The organism is Dendronalium sp. ChiSLP03b (assembly GCF_034531165.2).
In the GTDB taxonomy this organism is placed as follows: domain Bacteria; phylum Cyanobacteriota; class Cyanobacteriia; order Cyanobacteriales; family Nostocaceae; genus Dendronalium; species Dendronalium minutum.
Genome location: NZ_JAVRBR020000140.1, coordinates 60,527 through 85,191, shown reverse-complemented (window position 1 = coordinate 85,191; position 24,665 = coordinate 60,527). Strand labels below are relative to the sequence as shown.

Sequence of the window (24,665 nt, the reverse complement as noted above, 5' to 3'; positions counted from 1 at the left end):
GTTTGAAAAGTCGGTGAGGCAGTAAAAAAGCTCTTAGGGCATAACCTGTAAATACTTATATACAGCACCCTTGAGAGACATGAGTAAAGCTTACCCCGGCAACCTGACCCCAGATCGATTTAAATTGATTAGCGGGTTAATAACAAATCTTCCTGAATAGGAATGTCATGATAATGTCAAGATAAGTTTGAGCGATCGCAATCAAAGTGAAAATTTTATGGTCAGAGGATTGAGAGTTAGCGGGCTGCTGCTTGCAGTGATGGGATTAACATGGTCATCCAGCGTTAGAGCAAGTTTAAACGGCAACCTCAGCGTGGAAATTGATGGAGTGAAAAACAAACAAGGGCAAGTCTGCGTCAGCATATTTGCTAGCAGCCAAGGATTTCCAAGTAACCGCGATCGCATCGTCCAAAAACAGTGTACCAAGATTACCGAAACTCCTGTGAAAGTTAGCTTTAATAACTTGAAAGCTGGTAATTATGCCGTCGCCGTCATCCACGATCGAAATAATGACCTCACCCTCAATCGTAACAACTTAGGTATGCCCACTGAAGGGTTTGGGTTTTCCAGAAACCCAGAAGTTCGCACCAGTGCCCCCAAGTTTGGTGATGCAGCTTTTTTAATAGCTGGCCCAAACACCAATATCCAAATCCAGTTGAAATATTTCTAGAGTGCTGAGGCAGAAGGCAGAAGGCAGGAATTATTTTCTTTGTCCTCCTTGTCCCCCTTGTCCCCTCTGTTCCCCTGCTCCCCTAGTCCCCTAGTCCCCTACTCTCTATGAGTATCTTCTGGTAGACTTTGTTGAGTTGGTAAGCCACGCAATTTATTCATCTGAGTCAGAGCATACCTTGCTGTTGACTGCACTTCAGCATCAGAGTCTTCCAGCGCGTGGCTTAACATTTGGCTCATTTGGCTCATCATGTCATAAACACGAGTCAGATCGCGGATGGCATTTTGCCGTACTTGCGGACTTTCATCTTGCATCGAGATTGCTAAAGCACGATTTAGTGGTTTGAGCGTACGGGTGCTAATTTCTGCCAAAGCTGCCAAAATTAAGCTGCGTTCTTGAGAATCTGCATCAATCATCAAATCTACTAATGGCTGAATTGCCCGTGAATCTCCCTGCTGACCCAAATTCCAAATAGCCTTGCGCCGCTTCTTTGGTTCTGTACTGTGTAAGTCTTTCATCAATTCGTCAACAATATTGACTTTAGGCAGACGAGAAGTTTTTTCTGGTGGCAGCACTGCTGTGGTAATTGATGCTGTTTCTGTTTGTGGACTAGTCACAGATGCAGGATTTTCCTGTTGTTTTGGTGTTGTGTCTAATGACAACGGCGGCTTAACTGGTTCTTCTTTAATTGGACTGAAAACTTTTAGTTCTGAAGTTTGGGAATTTTGCGATCGTTTTAACTGACGAAACCATCTCATTAAAAAAATGATTGCGCCTATACTTCCTAAAATTCCAAGGCCAAGTAGTGACCACCAAATAAAACCTCTTTGGGTTTGCTTGGGCTTGACAGTTGGTTGGGATGTGGGAGTAAAAGAGGGCACTATAGGAGAGGCGGCCAACTGAGCTTTTGCTACCAAAGCTGCTTGCAGATTCCATCTAGTTGCCAAATCGGCTATACCATCTGCTCTTTTTAAACGTTGTGCTTTCTGAAATTTAGCTACAGCAATTTGCGTGTTTGGGCTGTAGTATCCATTTACCAAGCTCTTGTAATATCCTAACTTCTTCAATTGGGTTTGCAGTTGCTGCACATCCGACCCTTGACTACCGGGTCTAAGAACAGCTTGCTTAGCAGGTACTGTAGAACTAGCTTGTGCAAGTTCTATTGACGCTAGGTTAAGTGTTGTAGTGCTTGCACGATTTGGGTAGAAACCCAGGCAAGTAAAACAGATAAATATCAAGATTGAGGAATTACATAGCCTCATATTGGAAGTTGCAGTCTGAACGTGCTTTTGAAGTCATGGATACCAGAATGAGAAAATAAACGCAAAATCAATATTTTCAGCTTTTTACCTCCTTTAAATGCTCGTTTAATGCTCAAATGAATTATTCCAGGTAATTTATTGTTTAAATTAAGTATTAAAGCGTGCATTTTAAATACTCAGTATACATGCTTAACTAATGCTCATTCTTTATTATTTAGCTAATTTAAAAATTGATTTACTATTTAGATTTTTATATTGAGCTTTCACTTATTATCCATAGAATGCATTCTCTCATCTCCTAGCATCATTTACATTACTCTAAGTAATACTCTAACTAATACTTCAAGTACTTAATAACTATAAGATACAAAAAAAGGAGGGAATATCCCCTCCTTGCTTGTTATTCAACTAAATCTGCTATTTACTGCATTCCCAGGTTATCTATCGCTTGTTCTAGGTAATTCTTAGCTTTATACAAAGCTAAGAATCTTTCTTGGTCGTACCTAGCTGGTACTTCCATCCTTCTACCTTCAAGCGAAATTTTGATGAGTGCTGACTGTTGCGGCGTAAGTGTTCCCATCTCATCAAGTGCCTGACCGATATTCTGGAGACTGCTGAACGTAGGAAGTTTTAGTCCCCTTCCTTCTTGTAGCTGCTGGATAGCTAAGGCAGGAAACGCTCTAAGAGTTGTAATGTAACTTGTTTTGACCGCTGGATTACCAGAAGCACCTAACCCATACCTAAAGCAAAGAATTTTCAACTGTTGTAAAGTCAACAGTTCAAGTTCTGACCGTGAAAACATAGAATAGAATTGCCATTTTCAAAAGTGGTTATCAGTGGGTATTTAGCCTAAGAAACTTGTTTACCCACTGACAAAAAGTCTATTCGATTGGTTTCGTTCGATTCAAGCTATATTTACGTTTCTACATAAATGCCTAATCCAAAGGGAACACCTGAAAACTTAGAACCAGGAAAGAGAAAAGCAGAAGAACCATTAACCGATCAACTAAGCTTTAGAGTCACTAAAGAAATGAAAGAAGAGGTGAAAGCTAAAGATGATCCTCCTGAATTCTGTAGGCGTGCAATTCAAGAGGCATTAGATAAGGATAAGCAAAAGTAGCCTGAAGTTTTTCAAAAAATACTTCAAGTAATAGTTATAAAATTACAGTTAATAAAAAACTCTTAGCGAACATTAGGAGTTGAAATCACACACAACTCAGAGTAATTCAGAAGCTGAACTTATTTTAATAAAGTTCGTTGTGCAAGCTTGGCAACTGTTGCAACTAGCTCATTAGGATCAAAAGGCTTATGAATAAACTCCTGAAACCCAGCATTTAAAGCTTTGGTACTGTCTTCTGAATGCACATAACTCGTAAGAGCAATGACTGGAAGGAACCCTCCTTGTTTTGCTTCTTGGTTTCTAATAAAGCGAATTAGTGAATAACCGTCCTTATCTGGCATACCAATGTCGCTGATTACAACATCACAAACTGGTTAAGGTAAAATTTCTGGCTCAGATTCTCTTATCGATAGGGTTACAGGGTTCAACTTCTTAGCAGATGCTTCTAAAAGTTGTGGCTGTGTAGTAGTTTTGTCCTCGATAGTCACTATGTTTTTTTGTCCTGCCAAGGTATCGCGCTGGTTGATGAGATAAATACTGATTAAAGTCAAACCAACTCCCGCCCATTGCAATGGACTGAGGACTTCTGAGAGAAAGAGATTGCCAAATAGCAAAGCAAAAACTGGAGTAAGGAAGGTGAGAGAACTGAGACTAGTCAGATTGCCACTAGAGGCAAAGTAGAAAAATAACCCATAAGCGATCGCACTGCCAAATACTGTCGCATAACTCAAAGCCACCCAATCAGAACCTAAAAGATTCTGCCACTGCTGGGATTCCACAGCTGATGAAATTCCCCATAAAGGCAATCCACCCAAAATCATGTGCCATCCCGTAGCTGTCACCGGATCGGCATGGCGGGTCACAAACCGAATTAACACTGTTCCCACTGCCATCGACATTGCTGCTAACAGCATTAACCACTCGCCACTGGCAAAAAGACTTTGCCAATTGCCAATTGTGGCATTTACGCCTGAGTCAAAAAAATGGAAAATCCACTCATCCGGCAAACCGATTAAACTAATGCCCGTGACTCCCAATCCTAGCCCCAGCCATCCCCAAAAACCAATGTGTTCCTGGAATAGCCACAACGACAGCAAAGCAACAGCCAAGGGTTGCGAGTCAATCATCACAGACCCTAACCCTGCACTAGTTCTGACTAACCCCTCTGCCAAAAAGCCTTGAAACAGCGTGCCATCTACCAAGGCAAATAAGGCAATCCACAACCATGCTGCCCAACCTTTGGGTTGGGGTCTACCCATGAGTGCTGCTGCGATCAGAATTAATATCCCAGCTGGCAGCAAACGCACACCTGCCATGAAAAGTGGTGTGGTGTGAGGTATCACTCCTTTCATTGCCACCATCGCTGTACCCCACAGGAAAAAGGGAGCGATTAGCAGTAAGGGGGCGAAGGGAAATCGAATAGAACTGAGTTTCAGCTGCATGGATTTGCTGATGCCTTTGTTCAACAAGGGCAGAGATTGCTTTAACTAATTCTACCGAATTGTGTCTTTTTGTAAAGGAAAGAATACTCAGTCTTAAGGAGGAAACGGGGTAAGAGAGAAGGGGGAGCAGAAGGCAGAAGGCAGGAGGAAGAAGTAGTTATTATTTCTCCCTTGTCTCCATCATCTCCCTTATCCCCAGTCCCCAGTCACCAGTCCCCAATTTGACAAGTTTCTAGGCGAGAAAAAAGACCTACGCATAATTGCCACCAAGAAGCTGTAGCGATCGCACTATGCCATTCCCAAACGCCTAATACTTTGACTCGCCAAACCTGCTCAAAAAAACCAAAAAAAGGTAAATGTCCTATAGGTGCGCCATCATCCCAGATGAGGTTACTATAATCAACCCAAGAGTCTTTTAACCGCCATCCGACGCGATTGCCAAAATCGATACAAGTTTCGGTAGCAGCAACCTTTGTTTTTTCTAGAATAATTTATTTTTTGGAAGTCCCTGACGTTGCAAGCGTGTATCATGGGTTGTTTCCATTGTGGACACTGGTGGTATGATGGATGGGCAATTCGGTTCTGGTGGGTGTCAGCCACCAGAGGTAACGGGGAAAGTTCGGTGTAAATCCGGCACTGTCCCGCAACTGTGAAGGAAAGGCAAAAGGCAAAAGACTAAAATTCACTTTTTCTTTTTAACTTTTTAAGTCAGGATGCCCGCCGAAGTATACTTATCAGTCCTACACATCTGCGAGGTACAGATGACTACCACTGCAAATATTTCTAGTACTAACCCCTCTGGTATCCCTCACACCTTATTTGTATGTACAACCTGTGCCAGTGTTTGGCAAGACGGAAAACGTCAAGGTGAGAGTGGGGGTCAAAAACTTCTACAGCATCTCCAGCAGCTTGCACAAAATTGGAATTTACGAAAGGAATTCCCTATCCAAGAAGTGGAATGCATGAGTGCTTGTAATCGTTCTTGTGTCGTCGCCTTTGCTGCTCAAGGCAAGTTAACATATCTGTTTGGTGATTTAGCCACTGATGGAAGTGCATCTGCTGTTCTGGAATGTGCTAGTCAATACTATGCCAAGTCTGATGGTCTACTACCTTGGTTAGAGCGACCGGAACCGCTGAAAAAGGGGATTTTGGCAAAGATTCCACCGTTAGTAAGAAGCACGAAGGTGGAAGGATGAAATATTGAATTTCAGCTTTTATCCTGGGTATAGAAAGTTTCTCCAATGGCAGAAAACGCAGAGAAAGCTATGATGCGCGTTTTGATTTTGGGTGGAACCGGAGATGCTGCCGAATTAGTTGCTAGAGTTGCGACTATCCCAGGAATTGAAGCGATCGCATCCCTAGCCGGTCGCACTCGCGAACCATCAACCCCAATTGGCAATGTCCGCATTGGAGGCTTCGGCGGTGCTACTGGATTGGCTGACTATCTGCGTCAGATGCATATCGACTTGCTCATTGATGCTACCCATCCCTTTGCTGCTCAAATTTCCTTCAATGCGGCGGTCGCTGCAACCGAAGTGGATATACCACGTCTAATGATGATTCGCCCTGTGTGGCAGAAGGTGAGTGGCGATCGCTGGATTGAAGTTGACAATATTAACGCTGCTGCCTTTGCCCTCAAAAATCAGGCGCAGCGGGTATTTTTAACCGTTGGCAGACAAGAACTAGCCGCCTTCGCTTATTTGAAGGAAATTTGGTTTCTCATGCGGACGATCGATCCTCCTACTGCTGATGCTGTGGTGCCACCAGGAATAGTGCTGTGCGATCGCGGGCCTTTTGCCCTGCAAAACGAAAGAGAAATCCTCACTCACTACGATATCGATACCATCGTCAGTAAAAACAGTGGTGGTGATGCAACCTACGCCAAAATTATTGCAGCGCGGGAACTGGGACTCAAGGTTGTGATGGTAAATCGTCCAGCTATACCAGCAGGGGAACAAGTCGCGGATGTTGATGGTGCTTTAGCATGGCTTTGTGACAAGTTGTAAAGCTAGTGTGAAAAGGCAGAGAGGTATGGGGAAAATAATAACTCCCAATTCCTAACTCTTGTACAGACACGATTAATCGCGTCTGTACTCCCAATTCCTAACTCTCTCTACAACTTTGGTCGCTAGAAATCGATATGATAGATAAGTAGATAAAACTTAAAGAATATTTATCAAATGCTGATTGACTCCTCTGGCTTGTCCAAAGTAAGAGACTCAGTAAAAGCAAAAATTTTCTTCGGTCATCAACCCAGTACCGAGTTAATCGCCATTCTTACCGTCTACTTTGTCCAAGGAATTTTAGGGTTGGCGCGTTTAGCCGTCACCTTTTTCCTCAAAGACGAGCTCCTACTAAGTCCAGCTCAGGTATCAGCACTATTTGGAGTTGTCGCCCTCCCTTGGATTATCAAGCCGGTGTTTGGCTTTATCTCCGATGGCTTACCCATATTCGGCTACCGTCGTCGTCCATACTTGGTACTATCTGGAATACTGGGAGCTATTTCTTGGGTGAGTTTGGCAACAATAGTTCACACAAGCTGGGCGGCTACGGTAGCGATCGCTCTTGGTTCTTTATCTGTTGCCGTCAGTGATGTGATAGTTGACTCGCTGGTGGTAGAACGAGCAAGAGCAGAATCACAAGCGGAGGCTGGTTCGCTTCAATCTCTGTGCTGGGGTACTTCGGCATTGGGAGGTTTAATTACCGCCTACTTGAGTGGAATGCTTCTAGAACATTTCACTACCCGCACTATATTTTGGATTACTGCTTTATTTCCCCTCATTATCTGTGCGATCGCTTGGTTGATTTCCGAGTCTCCCATTAGCAAAGATGCTAACGAAAGTAATAACACTAACTTCATCAGCATTAAGCATCAATTAGGGCAACTACGCCAGGCCATCTCCCAAAAAACAATTTGGTTACCCACCGCATTTATCTTCATTTTGCAAGCGACTCCAACCGCCGACTCAGCCTTTTTCTTCTTTACCACTAACGAACTTCACTTTCAACCAGAATTTTTGGGGCGGGTACGGCTAGTCACAAGTGCTGCTTCTTTAATTGGTGTTTGGATTTTTCAACGATTCCTCAAAAGCGTTTCCTTTCGCGTGATTTTTGGTTGGAGTACCGTCATCTCAGCAGTTTTGGGAATGACAATGTTACTGCTAGTAACTCACACCAACCGAGTTCTAGGTATAGATGACCATTGGTTCAGTTTGGGTGACAGTCTCGTACTCACAGTGATGGGGCAAATAGCTTATATGCCAATATTGGTATTAGCAGCAAGACTTTGTCCTGCGGGAGTGGAGGCGACATTATTTGCCTTGTTGATGTCAGTATCGAACTTAGGCGGCATGGTTGGCTACGAATTTGGAGCCTTGATGATGCATTGGCTAGGAATTACTGAAACAAACTTTGAGTTACTTTGGCTATTGGTAATAATTACTAACCTCAGCACCTTGTTACCACTACCATTCCTCAACTGGCTACCAGATGGCAACTCGCAAACAGAGATACCAACATCACAACCAGCCTTAGCAGCAAATGGAGAACAGCCATTTGTACCTGATTTAATGTCTGAGTTGATGCTGCGAGAACCAGAATCAGAAGTAGTTGAGTAACAAAACATAATTTCGACAAATACTGTTTTGACCCTCCTCTAACTCCTCTGTTACTAGGAGATAGGGGTAAAACTATTTCACAATCTAAAGTAGAAAAACAAATATAAACCATATGCAGAGTTCAAAAATTTCAGAAAGTGCTGTTTTAGAAAAATCCTACACTCGTGCAGACTGGCAAGGAGGATATCAATCCCTTACCCAAGAATTTGATTATTGGATTGATGATATAGAAGGAAAAATTCCTCCAGAACTCCAAGGTACGCTGTTTAGAAACGGTCCCGGTTTGCTGGATATAAACGGACAACGCATTCATCACCCATTTGATGGCGATGGCATGATTAGCCGCATCAGCTTTGCTAATGGTCGTGCCCATTTCCGCAACCGCTTTGTCCGTACAGAAGGCTATTTAGCAGAACAACAAGCCGGAAAAATTCTTTATCGCGGTGTTTTTGGCACTCAAAAACCTGGTGGCTGGCTAGCTAATATCTTTGACTTCAAAATCAAACATATTGCCAACACCAACGTTATTTACTGGGGTGATAAACTCTTGGCACTATGGGAAGCTGCTGAACCCTATCGCCTCGATCCCTACACTTTAGAAACTTTAGGGAAAGAATATTTTAATGGTGTTTTGTCAGCAGGTGAAGCTTTTAGCGCCCATCCTCGCTTTGACCCTAGTTGCGATCGCTATGGAGGTGAATCTTGTCTAGTAAACTTTTCTATTCAGCCAGGACTCTCCACCACAATTAATATTTTCGAGCTAAACCTTGCAGGTGAAATTGTTAGAAAGCACGCTCACAGCGTTCCAGGTTTCTGTTTTATCCACGATTTTGTTATCACTCCTAATTACTGCATCTTCTTCCAAAATCCCGTCAACTTCAATCCCATACCTTTCGCTTTGGGAATACGTGCAGCGGGCGAATGTATTGAGTTTCAGCCGCATCAACCTACTCGCATCATAGTTATTCCTCGCTTCCCTCAACCAGGGCAAGGAGTAAAAATTCTAGAAACTCAATCTGGTTTTGTCTTCCACCACATCAATGCTTTTGAGGTGGAGAACGAAATTGTTATTGACTCTATTTGTTACGAATCTTTACCCGGAGTAGAACCAGAAAGCGATTTTCGGCAAGTTAATTTTGAGGCAAATGCCCCCGGTCACCTCTGGCGATTTCATCTCAACCTCCAGAATGGCAATGTGCAACGTAAGTTAATTGAAAGCCGTTGCTGTGAATTTCCCAGTATCAATCCGGCTAATGTCGGACGACCTTATCAATATTTTTACATAGGTGCTGCTCATGCAGAGATTGGTAATGCTCCCTTACAAGCCTTACTAAAAATAGATTTAGAGTCTGGGGAAAGACAACTTTGGAGTGCTGCACCTCGTGGTTTTATAGGTGAACCGATTTTTGTACCACGCCCAGGTTCACACAGAGAAGATGATGGTTGGGTACTGGCTTTAGTTTATGATGCTGCTTTTCACCGTTCAGATTTGGTAATTTTAGATGGCAGTGATTTCTCCAAAGGAGCGATCGCTCGCTTGCATCTCAAGCATCATATACCCTATGGTTTACACGGTAGCTTTACTTCTGAAGTATTTGTACCAACTTAATTAACTAACCCCCTGTCAGCTTTCAAAGTACAATTTAAGACTCGTCTCCAGATTTATAAATTGCACAAAAGTGACCTTGATGTTAAAGAATCAAATATCTTGCGATTATCAAGGTCACAATCAGTGTCAGATAAAACGGATAAACAGCGAAGGAAAGGCTAGATTCAAATAAAGATTTGACTACATTAAAGCCTCTCATCGGTGCTAAAACAAATAAATTATCAAAAGTGGCATTACCAGAGTTTAACTCTTTAATAAAGTTATTGTAGATAGCTCGAAAACTTCGTTCTTGAGCTAAATAGTAAGAATCAAGTAAAAAGAAAAGAACTATAGGTATCAGCGCTATCCAAGCGTAATTCGGTTTGTTTTTGTCCGCAATTACTACCAAAATTGCCGATACCAAAGAAATACACCAAGTTTTGCAGTTGGCACTGTTATTTGCCATTCTGCTGATAATCCCCTGCAAAATGTTTAGATAACTCTGCACTGAGTTAGACTCAGGCGTGAGTTTTATAGTTTGTGGCTGTTGATCTGCGTTACTCACTTATTTGTTAGCTGCTCGTTCGACCCATGTACTAAAGTTATTGTACCCATCATTGTATATCCAGTCGTAAGTGGGATAGGCTCATAACAAACGATTTCAGTACCCAGTTAATTGATAGCCACCTCTAGTCAGATAGTGATTGCGAATCCTGTTACCTCGCAATGTGGCTGTTTCTTAATGCAAGCTTAAAAAATAGTTATAACCATAAATAGGGATGTTTTAGTACATATGTGCTATTAAATGGTTAGTTTAAGCGATCGCTTAGGCTAAAAAAAAGACTAATTTATACATTTAAAGTTATTAGTATGTTAATTTTGCCACTTAGTCTTAAAAAAAATCAAAAGACAATTTTATTCAATTAAGTATTTTTACTATTATTTTTTAAGTTAACAAATCATCAAAATATCATGAACATTTTTTGAATGAACCTGATAGCAATAAAAAAACTGGAATATAATAAACGTTCAATGTAGTTATAGCGAAAATATTATCCATTCTTTAATAACGTTATGTTATTGATTCTATCGAGTTTATTTTTTTGATTTTATTATATATATTTCTCGGTTTTACGAATTATGTTTTAGGAGCTAATTAAAATGAAATTAAAAAATGAGCTTGGAATAATTGCACAAAATTATACAGAATTACAAAGTCTTCACATACTGCAAGAATCTCGAGAGAGATATCCCTTATTAAAAGCCTCACCAGAAAGTACAGCACGAGCAATCTTTCAAGCAGCAGAAATTACCATATTAAACTTAGTTGACCTTACTAAACGTGCTTCCACAGATATCAAATTTGGGATGATAAATTCTGCAATGGTGAAAATGTCATGGGCACTAGGATTTCATAAGTTACTATCTTGCATAAGTACATTTCCACATAAATTACCTAATGTATTTGAAGAAGATTCTGTGCAAAGCACGTTATGCATACATAAATCTCCTGCTTTTAGTGAATACATTAATACTCTTAAAGAATTCGATCGCAACGTACTTCACCAAATAGAGATTGGTAACCTGCAAATAGAATCATGTTTGGCAAATCACAGTTTGGACATCCCTGAGTTGCGTCTGTTGCACCTGACTCGAATTTGTAACCATGAAGCAACATTGTGGGAGCGCAACTTAGGAGCAGTTAGTATATCTACACAGATTCCTTCATACGAAGTATTTATCGCAGCAGACGATATACGACGTGCTGTTTATGATATCGTTCTCAAAGGTGATACTTTTTTTACTCAGTTTCGGGGACTTCATCAAGTTCCTGAAATTCTAGGGGAAGAAGTCAATGACCACATAGAAGCAGCCATACGTAGCATCCGATCAAATCGCTTACCACAAGCAGTTGAACTGTTAAGCTTGGCAAATCTTCTATGCGAAGGGATTTTTGCTGCTTTGTCACCTATGGTAGACAATCTCGTTACTTCTGATTATCACCAAATTCGCGAAAATCTTGGTTTAACTAGTGGTAGCCATTCAGTGTCACTACGTTACCACATGTTTAAAGAACTTTATGAACAGTTGTGGAAAGCTCTGAGTATTCAAATTACTGATTTCCCAAACCAAGAAGAGCGCGAAAACGCACTGAAGGAAGCAATTCATCAAGTTAATCGTACACGTTTTCACGATTCTCGTTCTTGGGTAGTATATCTGCTTTTAAACGAATGTCTAAAACTACGTACATTTATATTTCAGTGGCGTGATACACACATTCATTTACCCCGTAATGAGTTAGGAGGTAATTCAGTTAGATCCCTCACAGGCTCACCGGATGCAATAGTTAAAGCTCAACAAATGAAAGACTCTGCATGGCACAAAGATTCTATGAAGACTTTAGCTGAAGTTCGAGGTATAAGCAAACAACTCGAAGATACTCCATTATCTACATATTTTAAATCAGCTTCTTCTTTGGATAGCCAAATACTGATCGCCACAGGCAAGATTACACAAAGTAGATTTAAACAAGTTCAAGAGAGAACAGGCATCTTTGCCGAAAGATGTCCATTTTCGCCACCACCACCACGAAAAGTATAGTTTTTATATTTTTTAGATATAAAACTTACTTAAAACAAAATTTAAATTTATCAGGATGAGCCTAACAAATTAGTAGCGATGAGTAGAATTAAGATTATCCATATCAGTGATATTCTAATTGGATTACCGCACACTGATGTGAATAGCCGAGTTAATCACATCCAACAGGCTGCTAATAATTTTGAACTGAAAAACAGCGATTATCTTGTTATTTCGGGCAATATAACTTATGACGGTAATGCACGTAGCTTTGAACAAGCTAGAGAATTTATCAATAGAATAGCATCGATTTTACTTACTAAAGACGGTCAAAATATTAGACTTAATCGAGTAGTAATTGTACCTGGTAAAAATGATATTGCAGAACCAGCTATATCGGAAGCTCATTATTCTAATTTCAAGAGTTTTCATGACAATCTCTTTGAGCAAGAAATTAGCGAGCAAAGATGTGAAGAATTTAAGTACGATCGAGCTTTAGTCAGAGAGTTAAAAGATATCACTATCATTGGTGCTTGTTGCTGGCAAAATAATAGTGACGGCGAAATAGATGGAATTTCACAAAGGCGTATAAAACCTATCTATGAAGCTGCTGATTCTCAAATTTCCTCTTTAAGATACGCTAACAGTACACCTACCATTTTGGTTACTTCTGAAATTCCTTTACAAGCTTGGTCATTAACACAAGCTTACGCTCAAAGATTGCGAGAATTATTCATTAATAATCTAAAAATAACAGTTAATTTATTTGGCTCTGGTAATGCTAGTTGCATTAATCCTGAACCTTTTTCATTTAGACATATTAGTATTGGTACTGGCCCTAGAGCAAACAGGGAAATATGGCCTTTAAGAATGAATTTAATTGAGATAAATTTACAAACTAATTTAAATATCAAAGTTACAGGTTTTCAAAAGAGTGGAAATATAATACCTTGGGAAGCAGAAGAATTCTTAAATCAACCTTTAAATAGTTATCAAAGAATTCAATTAAATACTAGTAGTAATCGCTGGAACTCTGACGAGCTATGTACCGAATTTTTAGAGATAATAGAAGACAAAAATCCTAGTTTTAGACCAGGAATAGTTTTCGTTAAAGGTTTTCCTGGCTCATTAAAGGAAACTATTTTTCAACATTACCAAAAAATTATTAATGTTAGGAATCAAGATTTATTTGTAATTGGAGGAAGACTAAAAAGTTATGGGAATATAGATAATGAAAATGTATATGAAAATAATTTTAATGAATACAAACAGGAATTTATAAGAATTCAAAGGATATTGGAAGATTTCAATACAATTCACAATAGTTCAATTAAGAGAGTTATAGTTTTGTATGATTCTGCCTTAGCTAATACTGATAATAGTGAAATAGTACAGGCGTTATCTCAGGTACGCTATGATTTATCTAGCTTCAGGGATTCAACTATAGTTTATATTACTCAACCACGAGATTTAACAACTGACTTTGAAAGTCACTGTATTGAAGTTTTAGAATTAACTACATTTCCAACGTCTCTAAATCAGTTAGTGGAGCAATACTGCTATCAACTCCCAGTTAGCAGTGAGCATATTAATTGCTTGGCAGGAGGATACTTTGAATTTAGCAATCTTCTTCTGCAAGAATCTAAAAGTACATTTTTTAATTGGTCTGGTTCAGAACCAATTAATCGTAAAACTAGTGAAAAACTTATTGAACAAACAATAAATAATTCTCGTCTTATCCAAGAGAGATCAAAAATTTTTCGCAAAACTATTGAAAAAAATCTAGGTGGTACTGAAGTATTTAGGTATATTCAAAGATTAGTGAGAAGAAGTATATCTGACCGCGAGGGGTCATTTCATGAAAAATTAAATTCTATTTATATTAGAGTTCCAGAACTAAAAAGAGAACTAAAGTCTGAAATTAAAGATGCCGCGTTACGTGTAATTAATTTACTTGAAAAACACGGAATATTAGAAAACATTTTTTATGATGTAGATACATATAGACTCAAACTTGTTATGCCTTTCTTAATATCGGTAGATATGTATAATGTATTTATTTCCTTCCCTGCTACATTGAAGCTAGAAGCAGAATATCTTAGTAATATGCTAGTTCAAATAGCAGAATTTGAGGGTAAATCAATCAATTCTTGGGTCTTTACTCAAAGAATAGGAGAAACTAGCAGTGTTACTCAAAGAATTAATGAAGCACTTAGAAATTCAAAAAACCTAATTGTTCTTTTTGAAGAGAGAGAATTTAGTTCTCCATATACTGAAGGTGAATATAGTACCTGGGAACGGCATTGGAGACCACGAGCTAGGAATAATGATGCTAGATGTATTCCTGTTGCATTGAGGGGAATTAGCACGGAGATTCCTTATCCATTTAATGCATCCGATATTATTGATGCAAGTAGTGGCATAACTAGAGAGAATGCTACCCAGATTTTGAATTTACTAATACCAGATGATAATTCCGTATAATAGAAACTTTGAAAGCAAATAAGTTATCTGAATTAAAATGAATATAGTACAGCCTCTAATCCTTGTTGATTACATTGGACATAGTGAATAACTTAGCTATTTCAGGAGATACCTTAATGACCCAAGTAGAAAAATTTTTGGAAATAGCAAATAAGACTTTTGGTATTGATAATGAAACTGGAAGAGGAAGTTCAAATCCCTTCTATATTCACGTACCAGCTAAAGTAAGTAAGGGTTTTCTAGCAGCAATCCCAAAATCTACAGGAAAAGCTATCTTAACAAACCCACTTATTTTTTTAGGAAATATTCGAGATCCTTTAGTATCTCCTTACGCTGGACAATATACTGTTGGCGCACCTTCAATTTCAATTATAGTTGGGCAATACGGGTTTGGTAAAACTGAACTGATACATCAAATATGTGACTTTCTAAAAAATCGTCATTCAGACCATCAAGGTTTGTTTACTCTACCGATAAATCTTGCTTTTTGCCGTAGTAAATTAGGAGTTTTAAATAGAAACATTAAGCCAAGTGTAGAAGATTTTTCTGATTTGCTTTTTGGTCATCTTCTTAATCAAGCTGAATTTGATAAAAATTTCGTTTTTGAAGATTTACTGCCAATAATTAAACATGGAAATATTCTGTTGATTCTTGATGGATTAGATGAGCTATTATCCAATACTACTCAACATCAGACTTTTTTTGCGGCTTTAACTAATTTTTTGTGTAATAATGAAAAAATCAAATATGGAGGATTTAGATTTAAAGTCATAGTCTGTGCTCGCTTAGAATATCTACGAGCAGTTGATAATTCTGAAGCAACTGAACTTGTAAAAATTATTAATCGTGAGAATTCAAGTAAGATTCCAGTTTCAATTTATTTCTTAAATCTTGATGCTCTGGATGATTCAAGAATTAATAGTTATATAGATTCTACTATTTCTGATGACAAGCTTTTTGAAAAGATTAAAAAAAATAGCAAATTACTAGATATTTTACGTCGTCCTTTACTGTTAAGAATATTCTGCGATCTTGTTAAAAACCGACAAAATTTTGAGTTAGATAATCTTCTTAAAGTTGAACAAGCAGGTGAGTTATTAGAAATTTTTACAGAACGAGCTTCTAAAGATGTAGATTTATCTCATGCTCAAGAGAGAATTGCAGCTTTTACTTGGAATCTGGATAATCTAGCTCGTAAAAGTCTGGAGTTTTACCAAGATGGTAAAGCAGAAATGAATATAGATGATATTAAATCTTTCATTGAACCGATAGGAGGAAATTTTGGTAAATTTGATGATGATGAGGTTTTGAACAGCGTTCATAAATGTCCTTTTTTACAAAGGTTTTCAGACTATAGTGTACGTTTTGCTCATAGGTCTTTTCTAGAGTTTTTTACTGCAAAAGGAGTAGCGATCGCTCTCAAAGAAAAAAATCGTAAACCTTTTGATGAACTAGTTTTAAATGTTGATACAAGAAAATTTTTGAAGTATTTAGTTAATAAGCTATTTAATAGTCAAGATAAATTTGATGAATTAACGAGAGGTTCGTATGGTTTACAAAGCGAACATGAATGGGAACTCAAGACAAATTTGAGTTTTGATGAGTTGGAAAATATTCGGAAAATATTATTACTTTCGATGACAGAACCAGAAAATCCACCAGCAGATACAGAAAAACTTATTAGACGCTTCCTCAAAATAGAAGATGATGGACTTCATCCCCGTTTTCTTCTTTATTGCTATGAATCAGTTGCTGTTTATCTTAGAGATCATCAGTGGGATGAAAAAGTCAGAGGTATTAACCAAGATTTTCATAATCTTTCTAAGTTGCGTCTTGAAAATACATTGTCTAGGCTTGATTTACAAGAGATACCTAGTTATTTAAAAACCCCTTTAAAACTACTAGTTGAAAGGATACTAGATATAGGACAAAGGCTCCGCTACAGATGGGTAAAAGAATATTTAAATGAAGATAAACAACGTTATTTAATTGAAGCTTTCAATGCTGATGAAGAAAAAGAAACGTTGGATCGTATTCGGATGGTTTTAAGACACATTGAGAATTCTATATTTTGAAAATGTAGATTACAAAAGTTTGCGTCGCTTTTGATGTTAGTAACCTGTCTGTACAGTCAGCGATGAATACTTGAAGGGAGAAATTTTTGCAATAGCCTATAAACGAAAATAAAAATGTAACAAAAACTACAAAATTGCTATTTTTCTATAAAACAGAGGCTACGCTAGGCATATATATATCTGGCTCGCGGAGATACCGCGATGAGGAGAAAATTTTATGGTTTCAACACCTGTGCTGCCGCTGGAAGCTGCTTCTCCAGCGCACATTTGCCCATTCGACCAAGCCTGTAGCTACCTAGAGGCGGCAGCTAAGGAATTAAAGTTAGATCGAGGAATAGTAGAAATACTCAGCCACCCGCGCAAAGTGGTGACAGTTTCTATTCCTGTAAAACTGGATAATGGAGAAATCCGAGTTTTTGCGGGACATCGAGTACAGCACTCCGATATCTTAGGGCCTTACAAAGGTGGAACTCGTTACCATCCAGCCGTAACACTGCGGGAAGTGTCGGCTTTAGCAATGCTGATGACTTGGAAATGTGCGCTGTTAGGTATTCCCTATGGTGGTGGTAAGGGGGGTATTGCTATAGATCCAAAACGCTATAGCGTAGGTGAATTAGAGCGTATTACTCGTCGTTATACCAGCGAGTTGATTAAAGATATCGGCCCCGCGGTAGACATTCCCGCACCAGACATGGGTACTTCTGCCCGTGAGATGGCTTGGATGATGGACACTTACTCAGTAAATGTTGGTCATGCTGTACCCGGAGTTGTAACAGGTAAGCCGCTTTCAGTTGGTGGTTCGCTGGGACGGGAAATGGCAACTGGACGCGGCACGATGATTATTGTGCGTGAGGCGCTGGCAGACCAAGGTAAATCCTTAGTGGGAATGCAAGTAGTTATTCAGGGTTTCGGCAATGTCGGAATGGCAGCGGCTGAATTGTTACACCAAGCGGGAGCTAAGATTATAGCTGTCTCAACTGGTGCAGGAGGAGTCTTTGCCAAAGAAGGTCTTGATATTCCCGTATTAAAAGCCTACGCTGCTGCCAACCGTAGAAGTGTTTTTGGTTTTCCCCAAGCTGTACCAATTAGCAATGCAGATTTATTAACTTTGCCCTGTGATGTTTTAATTCCAGCAGCTTTAGAAAACCAAATCACCGAAGAAAATGCCGATCGAATACAAGCGCATATGGTTGCAGAAGCTGCTAATGGTCCAGTTACGCTTGAGGCAAACCTGTCATTAGAGGCGCGAGGTGTGACGGTGCTACCCGATATTTTGGCGAATGCCGGTGGGGTGGTAGTAAGTTATCTAGAGTGGGTACAAGGTCTTTCTTATCTATTTTGGGATGAAGAACGCGTTAACCGCGAAATGGAACACTTGATGGTGCAGGCTTATCGCCAAGTCACTCAACAGTCAAAGTTACGACAAATTCCTCTGCGGTTAGCAGCTTATACGTTGGGGGTGGGTAGGGTTGCCCAGGCACTAACTGATAGAGGTCTTTATCCTTGATCGTACTCAGTGCTGAGTGCTGAGTAAGAAGAGTACTCAGCACTTTTCATATTCATTGCGCTTGATACTGGTCGCGCAAAACACGACGCATAATTTTGTTAGAACTAGTGCGAGGTAAATTATCAACGATGACAACATCGTGAATTTTGAATAAAGGATTAAGACGCTGGTTAATTGCTGTTTGCAGAGATGTGGCGATCGCAGTTTTATTCTCTTGCATATCTGGTTTAACCACCGCATAGATAATTAATTGGCTTGGCCCCCCTGACAAAGAGGAAGCAATAGCAGCAGTTTCCCAGATTCCTTCCTCAGCATTGAGAACTTGTTCAATCTCAGCAGAGCTAACTTTGATACCTCCTAGGTTCATAGTATCGTCAACGCGACCGCGAGCGCGGTAGTAGCCGTTGGGCAACCTTTCTATCTGGTCGCCATGACGGCGCAGAGGTACTGGATGCTGGGGGACATTGGCGAAATACACTTGGTGATGATCGGCGTTTAATAACTCAGTCGAAAGTCCAATCGATGGCGGAATAATAAACACCTCGCCTTTGTTAGCAGGATGGCCATCTGAGTCGAGAATCAGAATGTCTAGCCCCAAGGCAGGTGTGGTAAAAATCGAGGGAGCAGAGGGCTGGACTAAAGTACCAGTTATATAGCCTCCTCCGATTTCTGTGCCACCGCAATATTCGATAATTGGTTTGTATCTAGCTAGAGACATGAGGTAGAACATATCCTCAGGCTTAGAACACTCACCCGTCGAGCTAAAAGCTTTAATAGCGCTCCAGTCTAGACCTTGCATACAAGCAGTTGTTTTCCAAATATTCACTAGACTAGGTACTACACCAAGTATATTTACTTTTACATCTTGTATAAACTTTCCATAGCTTCTGTCTGTAGGTTTTCCATAGTAAAGGGCGATCGTCGCCCGATTAATCAGGCTGGCGTAAATCAGCCACGGGCCCATCATCCATCCTAAATTCGTATGCCACGCCACTACGTCTCCTAGCTGGATGTCGTGATGCAGATGCCCATCAGCAGCACATTTGATCGGGGTGGTTTGCGTCCAGGGAATGACTTTGGGTTCTCCTGTGGTGCCGGAGGAAAACAGGATGTTAGTATAAGCAGCAGAATCTGTGGGCAAAGCATGGAATTGCTCGTTGGAGGAGAGAAACTCCTTCCAAGTCAAATCACTAGGACGCAGTTCAACAGATGACCCTAGCACAAAGGCTTGAGGCGCATCGGCGTTAACCACCTTGCTGTAGAGAGGTAACTGTTTGCCCCCACGCAAAATATAGTCTTGAGTAAAAATCGCTTTAGCTTTAGAAAGGTAAAGTCGTGTGGCAATTTCGGCGGCGCTAAAACTGTCAGCAATGGAAACTACAATGCAACCAGCTTTGATAATCCCTAGGTAAATTGCTACAGCTTCGGCTGTCATCGGCATAGTAATTGCAATGGCATCACCACTTTGAAAGCCAGCATCTACAAGTCCATTGGCAACTCGATTGGTTAGGGCGTGGAGTTCGCCATAGCTGAGAATAGAAATTGCACCTCCTTCTGGCTGGAAGATAATGGCGGGGCTATCTGGAGATGCTTGAAAACAACTTTCAGCAATGTTAAATTGAGCATTTACCAACCATTGTGGCGACTCAACACCGTCTGGTAAGTCAACAATTTGATTATATTTCTCTCGAAAGTGAATACCCAAACGTTGAATAATGATGTCCCAAAATTCAGCGCGATGTTGTGTTGACCAAGTGTGAAGTTCTGCGTAGGAATCCAGTTTTAGCTGCTTTATCAATGCAGCAATATTGGTAACCTGCATCTGCTCATGAGAAGGAAACCAAGCAGGAGGAGATCCTTGGCTTTTGTCCCAGTCGGAGAACGTGGTTTTATAAAGGAGTTCGTGTAGTACAAAAGGGTAACTAGGCTTGAGGATGTATTGAGTGAGATTCTGCCAGCAGTCAGCAGCAGGTAAAGAAGCAAGCCACTGATTAATCTGCGGCAGTATTGTGGTGGCAATATTAGTTTCTACACCACAATTGAGGACTTGTTCCAGTGATAGTTGCTTTTTCATAACTATTCACGTATTTAGTTGGTTAAGGCGATCGCAGTTTAGCCCATCCCAAAAAATAGCAATAGCTTCCAGAATCTCTCTTCCTCCTTGCAAGAACTTGCTTTGGTCAAAGTCTGGGTGAAAGTAAACTTCTTCAAGTTCCTCTAATGTGTGTCCGGCGTGCTGCGCCTCAACGCGGTTATGCCAAGTAAAGAATGCTAGGTGTAGGTCTGGATGTCGTGTTTGCTTGATGCGTGTGAATCCATCCTCTAATTCCTGCCAGAAACCAGCCGCTGCCCAGTTCTCAACAGCAAAGCTAGCACCCTCAGCAATTTGCGGATCTTCGCTACCATAGAGGCGTTGCAGTTCGTCGCAGAAATGCAAGGTTGTAAGGCTTCCGTGCTTGCGTTTGCCGATATTTTCGTAGTGCAAGCCCAATCCTTCTGCAATACCAATCAGCCATTCAAAATGTGCAGCGCGAAATCGGCAGATACCACCGTCTACTGTACCTTCCGTACTAACTAGTTCAGGGTCGCCTTCTCGGTCTTTTTCCTCCTCTGTCTGAGGCATGTCACTACCAATTGGCTGTCCAGACTTACGGTAAATCACGCCTAGTTCGTTCAGTAATATCTCCCGGCTGGCACGCGATTGTTGAAGGGTGGGTGAATTGATTGCTTTTAATAACGCAGCAATTAAGAACTGATTGGAGAACACTGAGAATTGCTGGATAAAGTTTCGCAGTTCTTCATCTGTAGCAGTGCCATTACAGAACCAGCGAGTATAGGTGTTGTTGATAATGATGCGATGCTGCAAAAATTCTCGGTCAACTTCGCTGAGAAAGTTTTGGAATTTACTTACCTGTTGTTGTGTGAGTTCGCCTCGATACAAGCGTTTTTGAATGCGTGGTGAAATAGTCAGATTTATTGGAGTAGTAGTGAGAGTTTTAGTCATAATCAACACCTCTCAGGGAGTGGGGATAGGGAAGCAGAGGGGCATAGGAAATAAATAAATCCTTACCCTGCCTTATCTTCAAGTAAGCCAACTGTAGACGTAGTCTTTGTCCTCCAACTGCACAGCATGGTTTGTGAAACGTAGGGGACGAAATGTATCAATCATCACAGCTAATTCATCAGTCTGTTGTTTGCCAATTGACCCTTCGTACATTCCTGGATGGGGGCCGTGGGGAATACCACTGGGATGAATAGTCATCGAGGCGCGTTCTATCCCTTTGCGAGACATGAAATTTCCCGCAGCGTAGTAGATAACTTCATCCGAATCGACGTTGGAATGGTTATATGGAGCAGGAATCGCTTGGGGATGATAATCAAACAGGCGCGGTACAAACGAACACAAGACAAAGCCAGGCGCTTCGAAGGTTTGATGTACCGGAGGGGGTTGGTGAATCCGACCTGTAACGGGTTCAAAGTCCTCAATGTTGAATGCAAAAGGATACAGACACCCATCCCAACCGACAACATCAAGAGGATGATGGTTATAGAAGTAGCTGGTGATGCGCTCGCTAAAACCGTTTCTTTGATACTCGCGCTCTTTGACTCGCACCTCGAACTCTCCTACCTCATCATGAGTCACCAACTCATCCGGTGGGCGAATGTCGCGTTCGTTGTAGGGAGCGTGTTCGAGAAATTGCCCATAACGATTGAGGTAGCGTGCTGGTGGCTCTATATGTGCGTTTGCCTCAATAACTAGCATTCGCTGCTCTATGTTGATATCCGGTATTATACGCCACAATACTCCTGTAGGAATTACGAGGTAATCACCTGGACGGTAGCGAAGATTACCATACTGGCTCTCCAATGTACCAGCACCTTCATGAATGAAAATTACCTCATCGCCGTGAGCCAACCGATACCAATACGACATTGCTTCAGTAGGTCGAGCAACTGAAATAGAGACATCTGCATTAGACAAGAGCAGCATACGTGCTTCCACAGCATCCCTTCCTGGTTTGATGGTTGCTGTGCGTAGATGGCGGTGACACAACACACCTGATTCCTCAAAGGTAATGCCCACCGTTGTTCTTAGCAAAATTTTCTGTATTTGGGTGGGTGGATGCACATGGTAAAGCAGGGATTGAATGCCTGAAAAACCGCGCATCCCCATCAATTCTTCGTGATACAAAGAACCGTCAGGTTGACGAAATTGAGTGTGTCTTTTATGTGGAATATTTCCCAACTTATAATAATGAGTCATAATCTTATCTCCTTTGCCCCCCTGCCCCTCTGCTTTCTTTAAAGATTCCCTCGCAGTGCTTGTTCGCGCTCAATTGCCTCAAACAAAGATTTGAAGTTACCCTCGCCAAAGCCCTGCGCTCCATGCCGCTCAATCACTTCAAAGAAAAGTGTTGGTCGGTCTTGCACAGGCTGGGTGAAAATTTGGAGCAAATACCCATCTTCATCCCTATCTACTAAGATGCCTAGCTCTGCCAGCTTTTCAATTGGTTCATTAATCTTCCCTACCCGTTTTTCTAAGTTTTCGTAATAGGTTCTTGGTACGTCCAGAAACTCGACTCCGTTTGTCTTTAGCAGGGAAACTGTCTCGATAATGTTGTTGGTAGCGCAGGCGACGTGCTGAACTCCAGGCCCATTGTTATATCTTAAATACTCTTCAATTTGTGACTTGCGTTTACCTTGAGCTGGCTCATTAATGGGCAATTTAATCTTGCCCGTGCCGTCCTGCACTACCTTGGACATCAATGCTGAATACTCTGTGGAAATCGCCTGGTCATCAAAATGCACCAACAGGCTAAAGCCCATCGTCTCACCAAAAAATTGCACCCATCGATTCATCATGCCTAGTTCAACGTTGCCAACAACATGGTCAATGCTGTGTAGTCCTACAAACTTGCTGTTATCAACATGTTGGCAAGGCATAAAGCCAGGAGCAAACACCCCAGAATAATCGCTTCTTTCCACAAACTTGATGAGCGTGTCGCCATAGCCGTGGATAGCAGCATATCGTAACACCCCATATCCGTCTTCTTCTTCTGTCGGTTCCATAGCTCCCATAGCACCTCGCTTGGTTGTCTCTTTATAGACACTCACAACGTCCGGTACCTCTAAGGCAATAATGGCAACTCCATCACCATGCTTAAGCACGCTTTGGGAGATAGGATGCTCTGGAAACAGCGCTGTACTTAAAACAAAGCAGATATCCCCTTGCTGCATCACATAGGATGCTACTTCTCTACTACCAGTTTCCAAACCCCGATATCCAGTATTGGTGAATCCAAAAAATTTGGAATAAAACAGTGCTGCCTGCTTGGCATTCCCTACGTATAATTCCAGGTGATCGAAGCGCTTTATAGGGCAAAAATCATTCATTTTGATTCCTCCTTATCCAGAGGAAGTATTGATAACTGAAAGCTAACCTTTGTAATTGTTGGATGCTAACTATTGACAGTTAACAATCAATAACTACAAGCATGACAATTATTTTCTTAGAGTTGCCTAAAGAACCGCGATTTTATGTAAAGACCAACTTAAACTTAGGTGAAGTACCTTCAGTTTCGTTTATAAACTAAATTTTTTTAATTTAATTACAAAACAAACTTTTGGTCTCTTTTTTTTAATGTATCTTAATCTTCATAACTTTTTTGGTATTTATAATTAACTAAGCTATCTATAAAATATACTAAATAACTTATACCTGGAGACATAAGTTGTCCAAAAATCAAACTACCAAGGGTAAGAACTCAGAATCACTGAAACTACTGGATGAAAAAGACCGATTAGTATTGTGCCTTCTGCAAGAGAACAGCCGCATTACTCATGCTGAATTAGCACGCCAAGTTAACCTCACTGCACCTGGGCTGCAAAAAAGGCTGAAAAAGTTAGAAAAAAGTGGCTTTATTGACCGTTACGTGACTTTGGTTAATCGTGAGGCGTTAGGTTTAGACTTACTGTGCTTTACACAAGTTACCCTTGCCCACCATCAACCTGAATGCGTTGGACACTTCTGCGAACGGGTAAAGGAGTTGCCAGAAGTTCTGGAATGTCATCATCTTACTGGTGAATTTGATTACCTCTTAAAAGTTGTTGTCACCAACCATCAGCATTTAGAAAAATTACTGACTGAGAAAATTACACAAATTCCGGGTGTGGACAAAGTGCGTACCAGTATTGTTTTGAATGAAATCAAAGCTTCAACCTCACTACCATTGGGTGAAGTAGAGGCAAGGAAGTGAAATTAAGTTAGATGATAAAAAAGCAAAATCGACAGTCTATTGCTTTTGAAGTAGATAAAGGAG

At 40.6% G+C, this 24,665-nt stretch carries 21 protein-coding genes and 1 riboswitch; of the genes, 11 read left to right on the top strand and 10 right to left on the bottom strand.

Annotated elements, in window-relative coordinates; genetic code table 11:
- Positions 1-217: 217 nt before the first annotated feature.
- Positions 218-670 carry a DUF2141 domain-containing protein gene (locus RMY31_RS32095; RefSeq protein ID WP_322660036.1) on the top strand — a complete coding sequence of 151 codons (453 nt, stop codon included), beginning with the start codon at positions 218-220 and terminating at the stop codon, positions 668-670.
- 98 nt (positions 671-768) lie between these two features.
- On the opposite strand, the gene RMY31_RS32090 is transcribed toward RMY31_RS32095, so the two are convergent.
- The gene (locus RMY31_RS32090) at positions 769-1,932 is read right to left on the bottom strand and encodes a peptidoglycan-binding protein (RefSeq protein ID WP_322659994.1); all 1,164 of its coding nucleotides are present in this window, start codon (positions 1,930-1,932) and stop codon (positions 769-771) included.
- 421 nt (positions 1,933-2,353) lie between these two features.
- Entirely contained in the window at positions 2,354-2,734 is a 381-nt protein-coding gene (locus tag RMY31_RS32085) for a hypothetical protein (RefSeq protein WP_322659992.1), read from the bottom strand.
- Positions 2,735-2,863: 129 nt separating this feature from the next.
- Between RMY31_RS32085 and RMY31_RS32080 the strand changes: the two genes are divergently transcribed.
- Entirely contained in the window at positions 2,864-3,052 is a 189-nt protein-coding gene (locus RMY31_RS32080) for a hypothetical protein (protein ID WP_322659990.1), read from the top strand.
- A 119-nt stretch (positions 3,053-3,171) separates the two neighbouring features.
- Here the strand turns inward: RMY31_RS32080 and RMY31_RS32075 are convergent, their stop codons facing one another.
- From RMY31_RS32075 to RMY31_RS32065, 3 genes are all read right to left on the bottom strand, one after another.
- A complete protein-coding gene (locus RMY31_RS32075) occupies positions 3,172-3,408 on the bottom strand; it encodes a response regulator (RefSeq protein WP_322660034.1) in 237 nt (78 codons plus the stop codon).
- Positions 3,409-3,426: 18 nt separating this feature from the next.
- The gene (locus RMY31_RS32070) at positions 3,427-4,494 is read right to left on the bottom strand and encodes a DMT family transporter (RefSeq protein WP_322659988.1); all 1,068 of its coding nucleotides are present in this window, start codon (positions 4,492-4,494) and stop codon (positions 3,427-3,429) included.
- A 206-nt stretch (positions 4,495-4,700) separates the two neighbouring features.
- Positions 4,701-4,943, bottom strand: a complete 243-nt coding sequence (locus RMY31_RS32065; protein ID WP_409879024.1) for a GUN4 domain-containing protein — start codon at positions 4,941-4,943, stop codon at positions 4,701-4,703.
- A gap of 111 nt (positions 4,944-5,054) precedes the next feature.
- A riboswitch (cobalamin riboswitch) is annotated at positions 5,055-5,234 on the top strand.
- Positions 5,235-5,255: 21 nt separating this feature from the next.
- Between RMY31_RS32065 and RMY31_RS32060 the strand changes: the two genes are divergently transcribed.
- The 4 genes from RMY31_RS32060 to RMY31_RS32045 all read left to right on the top strand — a co-directional run bounded on the left by RMY31_RS32060 (position 5,256) and on the right by RMY31_RS32045 (position 9,720).
- Positions 5,256-5,690 carry a DUF1636 domain-containing protein gene (locus RMY31_RS32060; protein ID WP_322659987.1) on the top strand — a complete coding sequence of 145 codons (435 nt, stop codon included), beginning with the start codon at positions 5,256-5,258 and terminating at the stop codon, positions 5,688-5,690.
- Positions 5,691-5,762: 72 nt separating this feature from the next.
- Positions 5,763-6,500, top strand: a complete 738-nt coding sequence (locus tag RMY31_RS32055; RefSeq protein WP_322660030.1) for a cobalt-precorrin-6A reductase — start codon at positions 5,763-5,765, stop codon at positions 6,498-6,500.
- Positions 6,501-6,674: 174 nt separating this feature from the next.
- A complete protein-coding gene (locus RMY31_RS32050; protein WP_322659985.1) occupies positions 6,675-8,111 on the top strand; it encodes a folate/biopterin family MFS transporter in 1,437 nt (478 codons plus the stop codon).
- 112 nt (positions 8,112-8,223) lie between these two features.
- The gene (locus RMY31_RS32045) at positions 8,224-9,720 is read left to right on the top strand and encodes a carotenoid oxygenase family protein (protein ID WP_322659983.1); all 1,497 of its coding nucleotides are present in this window, start codon (positions 8,224-8,226) and stop codon (positions 9,718-9,720) included.
- Positions 9,721-9,802: 82 nt separating this feature from the next.
- Here the strand turns inward: RMY31_RS32045 and RMY31_RS32040 are convergent, their stop codons facing one another.
- Entirely contained in the window at positions 9,803-10,264 is a 462-nt protein-coding gene (locus RMY31_RS32040) for a hypothetical protein (RefSeq protein ID WP_322659981.1), read from the bottom strand.
- A gap of 596 nt (positions 10,265-10,860) precedes the next feature.
- Here RMY31_RS32040 and RMY31_RS32035 point away from each other — a divergent pair.
- The 4 genes from RMY31_RS32035 to RMY31_RS32020 all read left to right on the top strand — a co-directional run bounded on the left by RMY31_RS32035 (position 10,861) and on the right by RMY31_RS32020 (position 18,345).
- Positions 10,861-12,300 (top strand): hypothetical protein, encoded by a 1,440-nt coding sequence (locus RMY31_RS32035; protein WP_322659979.1) that lies wholly within the window; start codon positions 10,861-10,863, stop codon positions 12,298-12,300.
- Positions 12,301-12,378: 78 nt separating this feature from the next.
- On the top strand, positions 12,379-14,763 hold the full coding sequence (locus tag RMY31_RS32030; RefSeq protein ID WP_322659977.1) for a metallophosphoesterase: 2,385 nt from the start codon (positions 12,379-12,381) through the stop codon (positions 14,761-14,763).
- A gap of 116 nt (positions 14,764-14,879) precedes the next feature.
- Positions 14,880-16,838, top strand: coding sequence for an NACHT domain-containing protein (locus RMY31_RS32025; protein ID WP_322659975.1), 1,959 nt, complete (start codon positions 14,880-14,882; stop codon positions 16,836-16,838).
- 217 nt (positions 16,839-17,055) lie between these two features.
- Positions 17,056-18,345 carry a Glu/Leu/Phe/Val dehydrogenase gene (locus RMY31_RS32020; protein ID WP_322659973.1) on the top strand — a complete coding sequence of 430 codons (1,290 nt, stop codon included), beginning with the start codon at positions 17,056-17,058 and terminating at the stop codon, positions 18,343-18,345.
- 52 nt (positions 18,346-18,397) lie between these two features.
- Here the strand turns inward: RMY31_RS32020 and RMY31_RS32015 are convergent, their stop codons facing one another.
- The 4 genes from RMY31_RS32015 to hppD all read right to left on the bottom strand — a co-directional run bounded on the left by RMY31_RS32015 (position 18,398) and on the right by hppD (position 23,739).
- Positions 18,398-20,419 carry an AMP-binding protein gene (locus RMY31_RS32015; RefSeq protein ID WP_322659972.1) on the bottom strand — a complete coding sequence of 674 codons (2,022 nt, stop codon included), beginning with the start codon at positions 20,417-20,419 and terminating at the stop codon, positions 18,398-18,400.
- A gap of 6 nt (positions 20,420-20,425) precedes the next feature.
- Positions 20,426-21,349: a hypothetical protein gene (locus RMY31_RS32010; protein ID WP_322659970.1), complete on the bottom strand. Its 924-nt coding sequence runs from the start codon at positions 21,347-21,349 to the stop codon at positions 20,426-20,428.
- Positions 21,350-21,427: 78 nt separating this feature from the next.
- Positions 21,428-22,609, bottom strand: a complete 1,182-nt coding sequence (locus RMY31_RS32005) for a homogentisate 1,2-dioxygenase (RefSeq protein WP_322659968.1) — start codon at positions 22,607-22,609, stop codon at positions 21,428-21,430.
- 38 nt (positions 22,610-22,647) lie between these two features.
- Positions 22,648-23,739, bottom strand: a complete 1,092-nt coding sequence (gene hppD, locus RMY31_RS32000) for a 4-hydroxyphenylpyruvate dioxygenase (RefSeq protein WP_322659966.1) — start codon at positions 23,737-23,739, stop codon at positions 22,648-22,650.
- Positions 23,740-24,077: 338 nt separating this feature from the next.
- On the opposite strand from hppD, the gene RMY31_RS31995 reads away from it, so the two are divergent.
- Positions 24,078-24,602 carry an Lrp/AsnC family transcriptional regulator gene (locus RMY31_RS31995; RefSeq protein ID WP_322659963.1) on the top strand — a complete coding sequence of 175 codons (525 nt, stop codon included), beginning with the start codon at positions 24,078-24,080 and terminating at the stop codon, positions 24,600-24,602.
- The last annotated feature ends 63 nt before the right edge of the window (positions 24,603-24,665 follow it).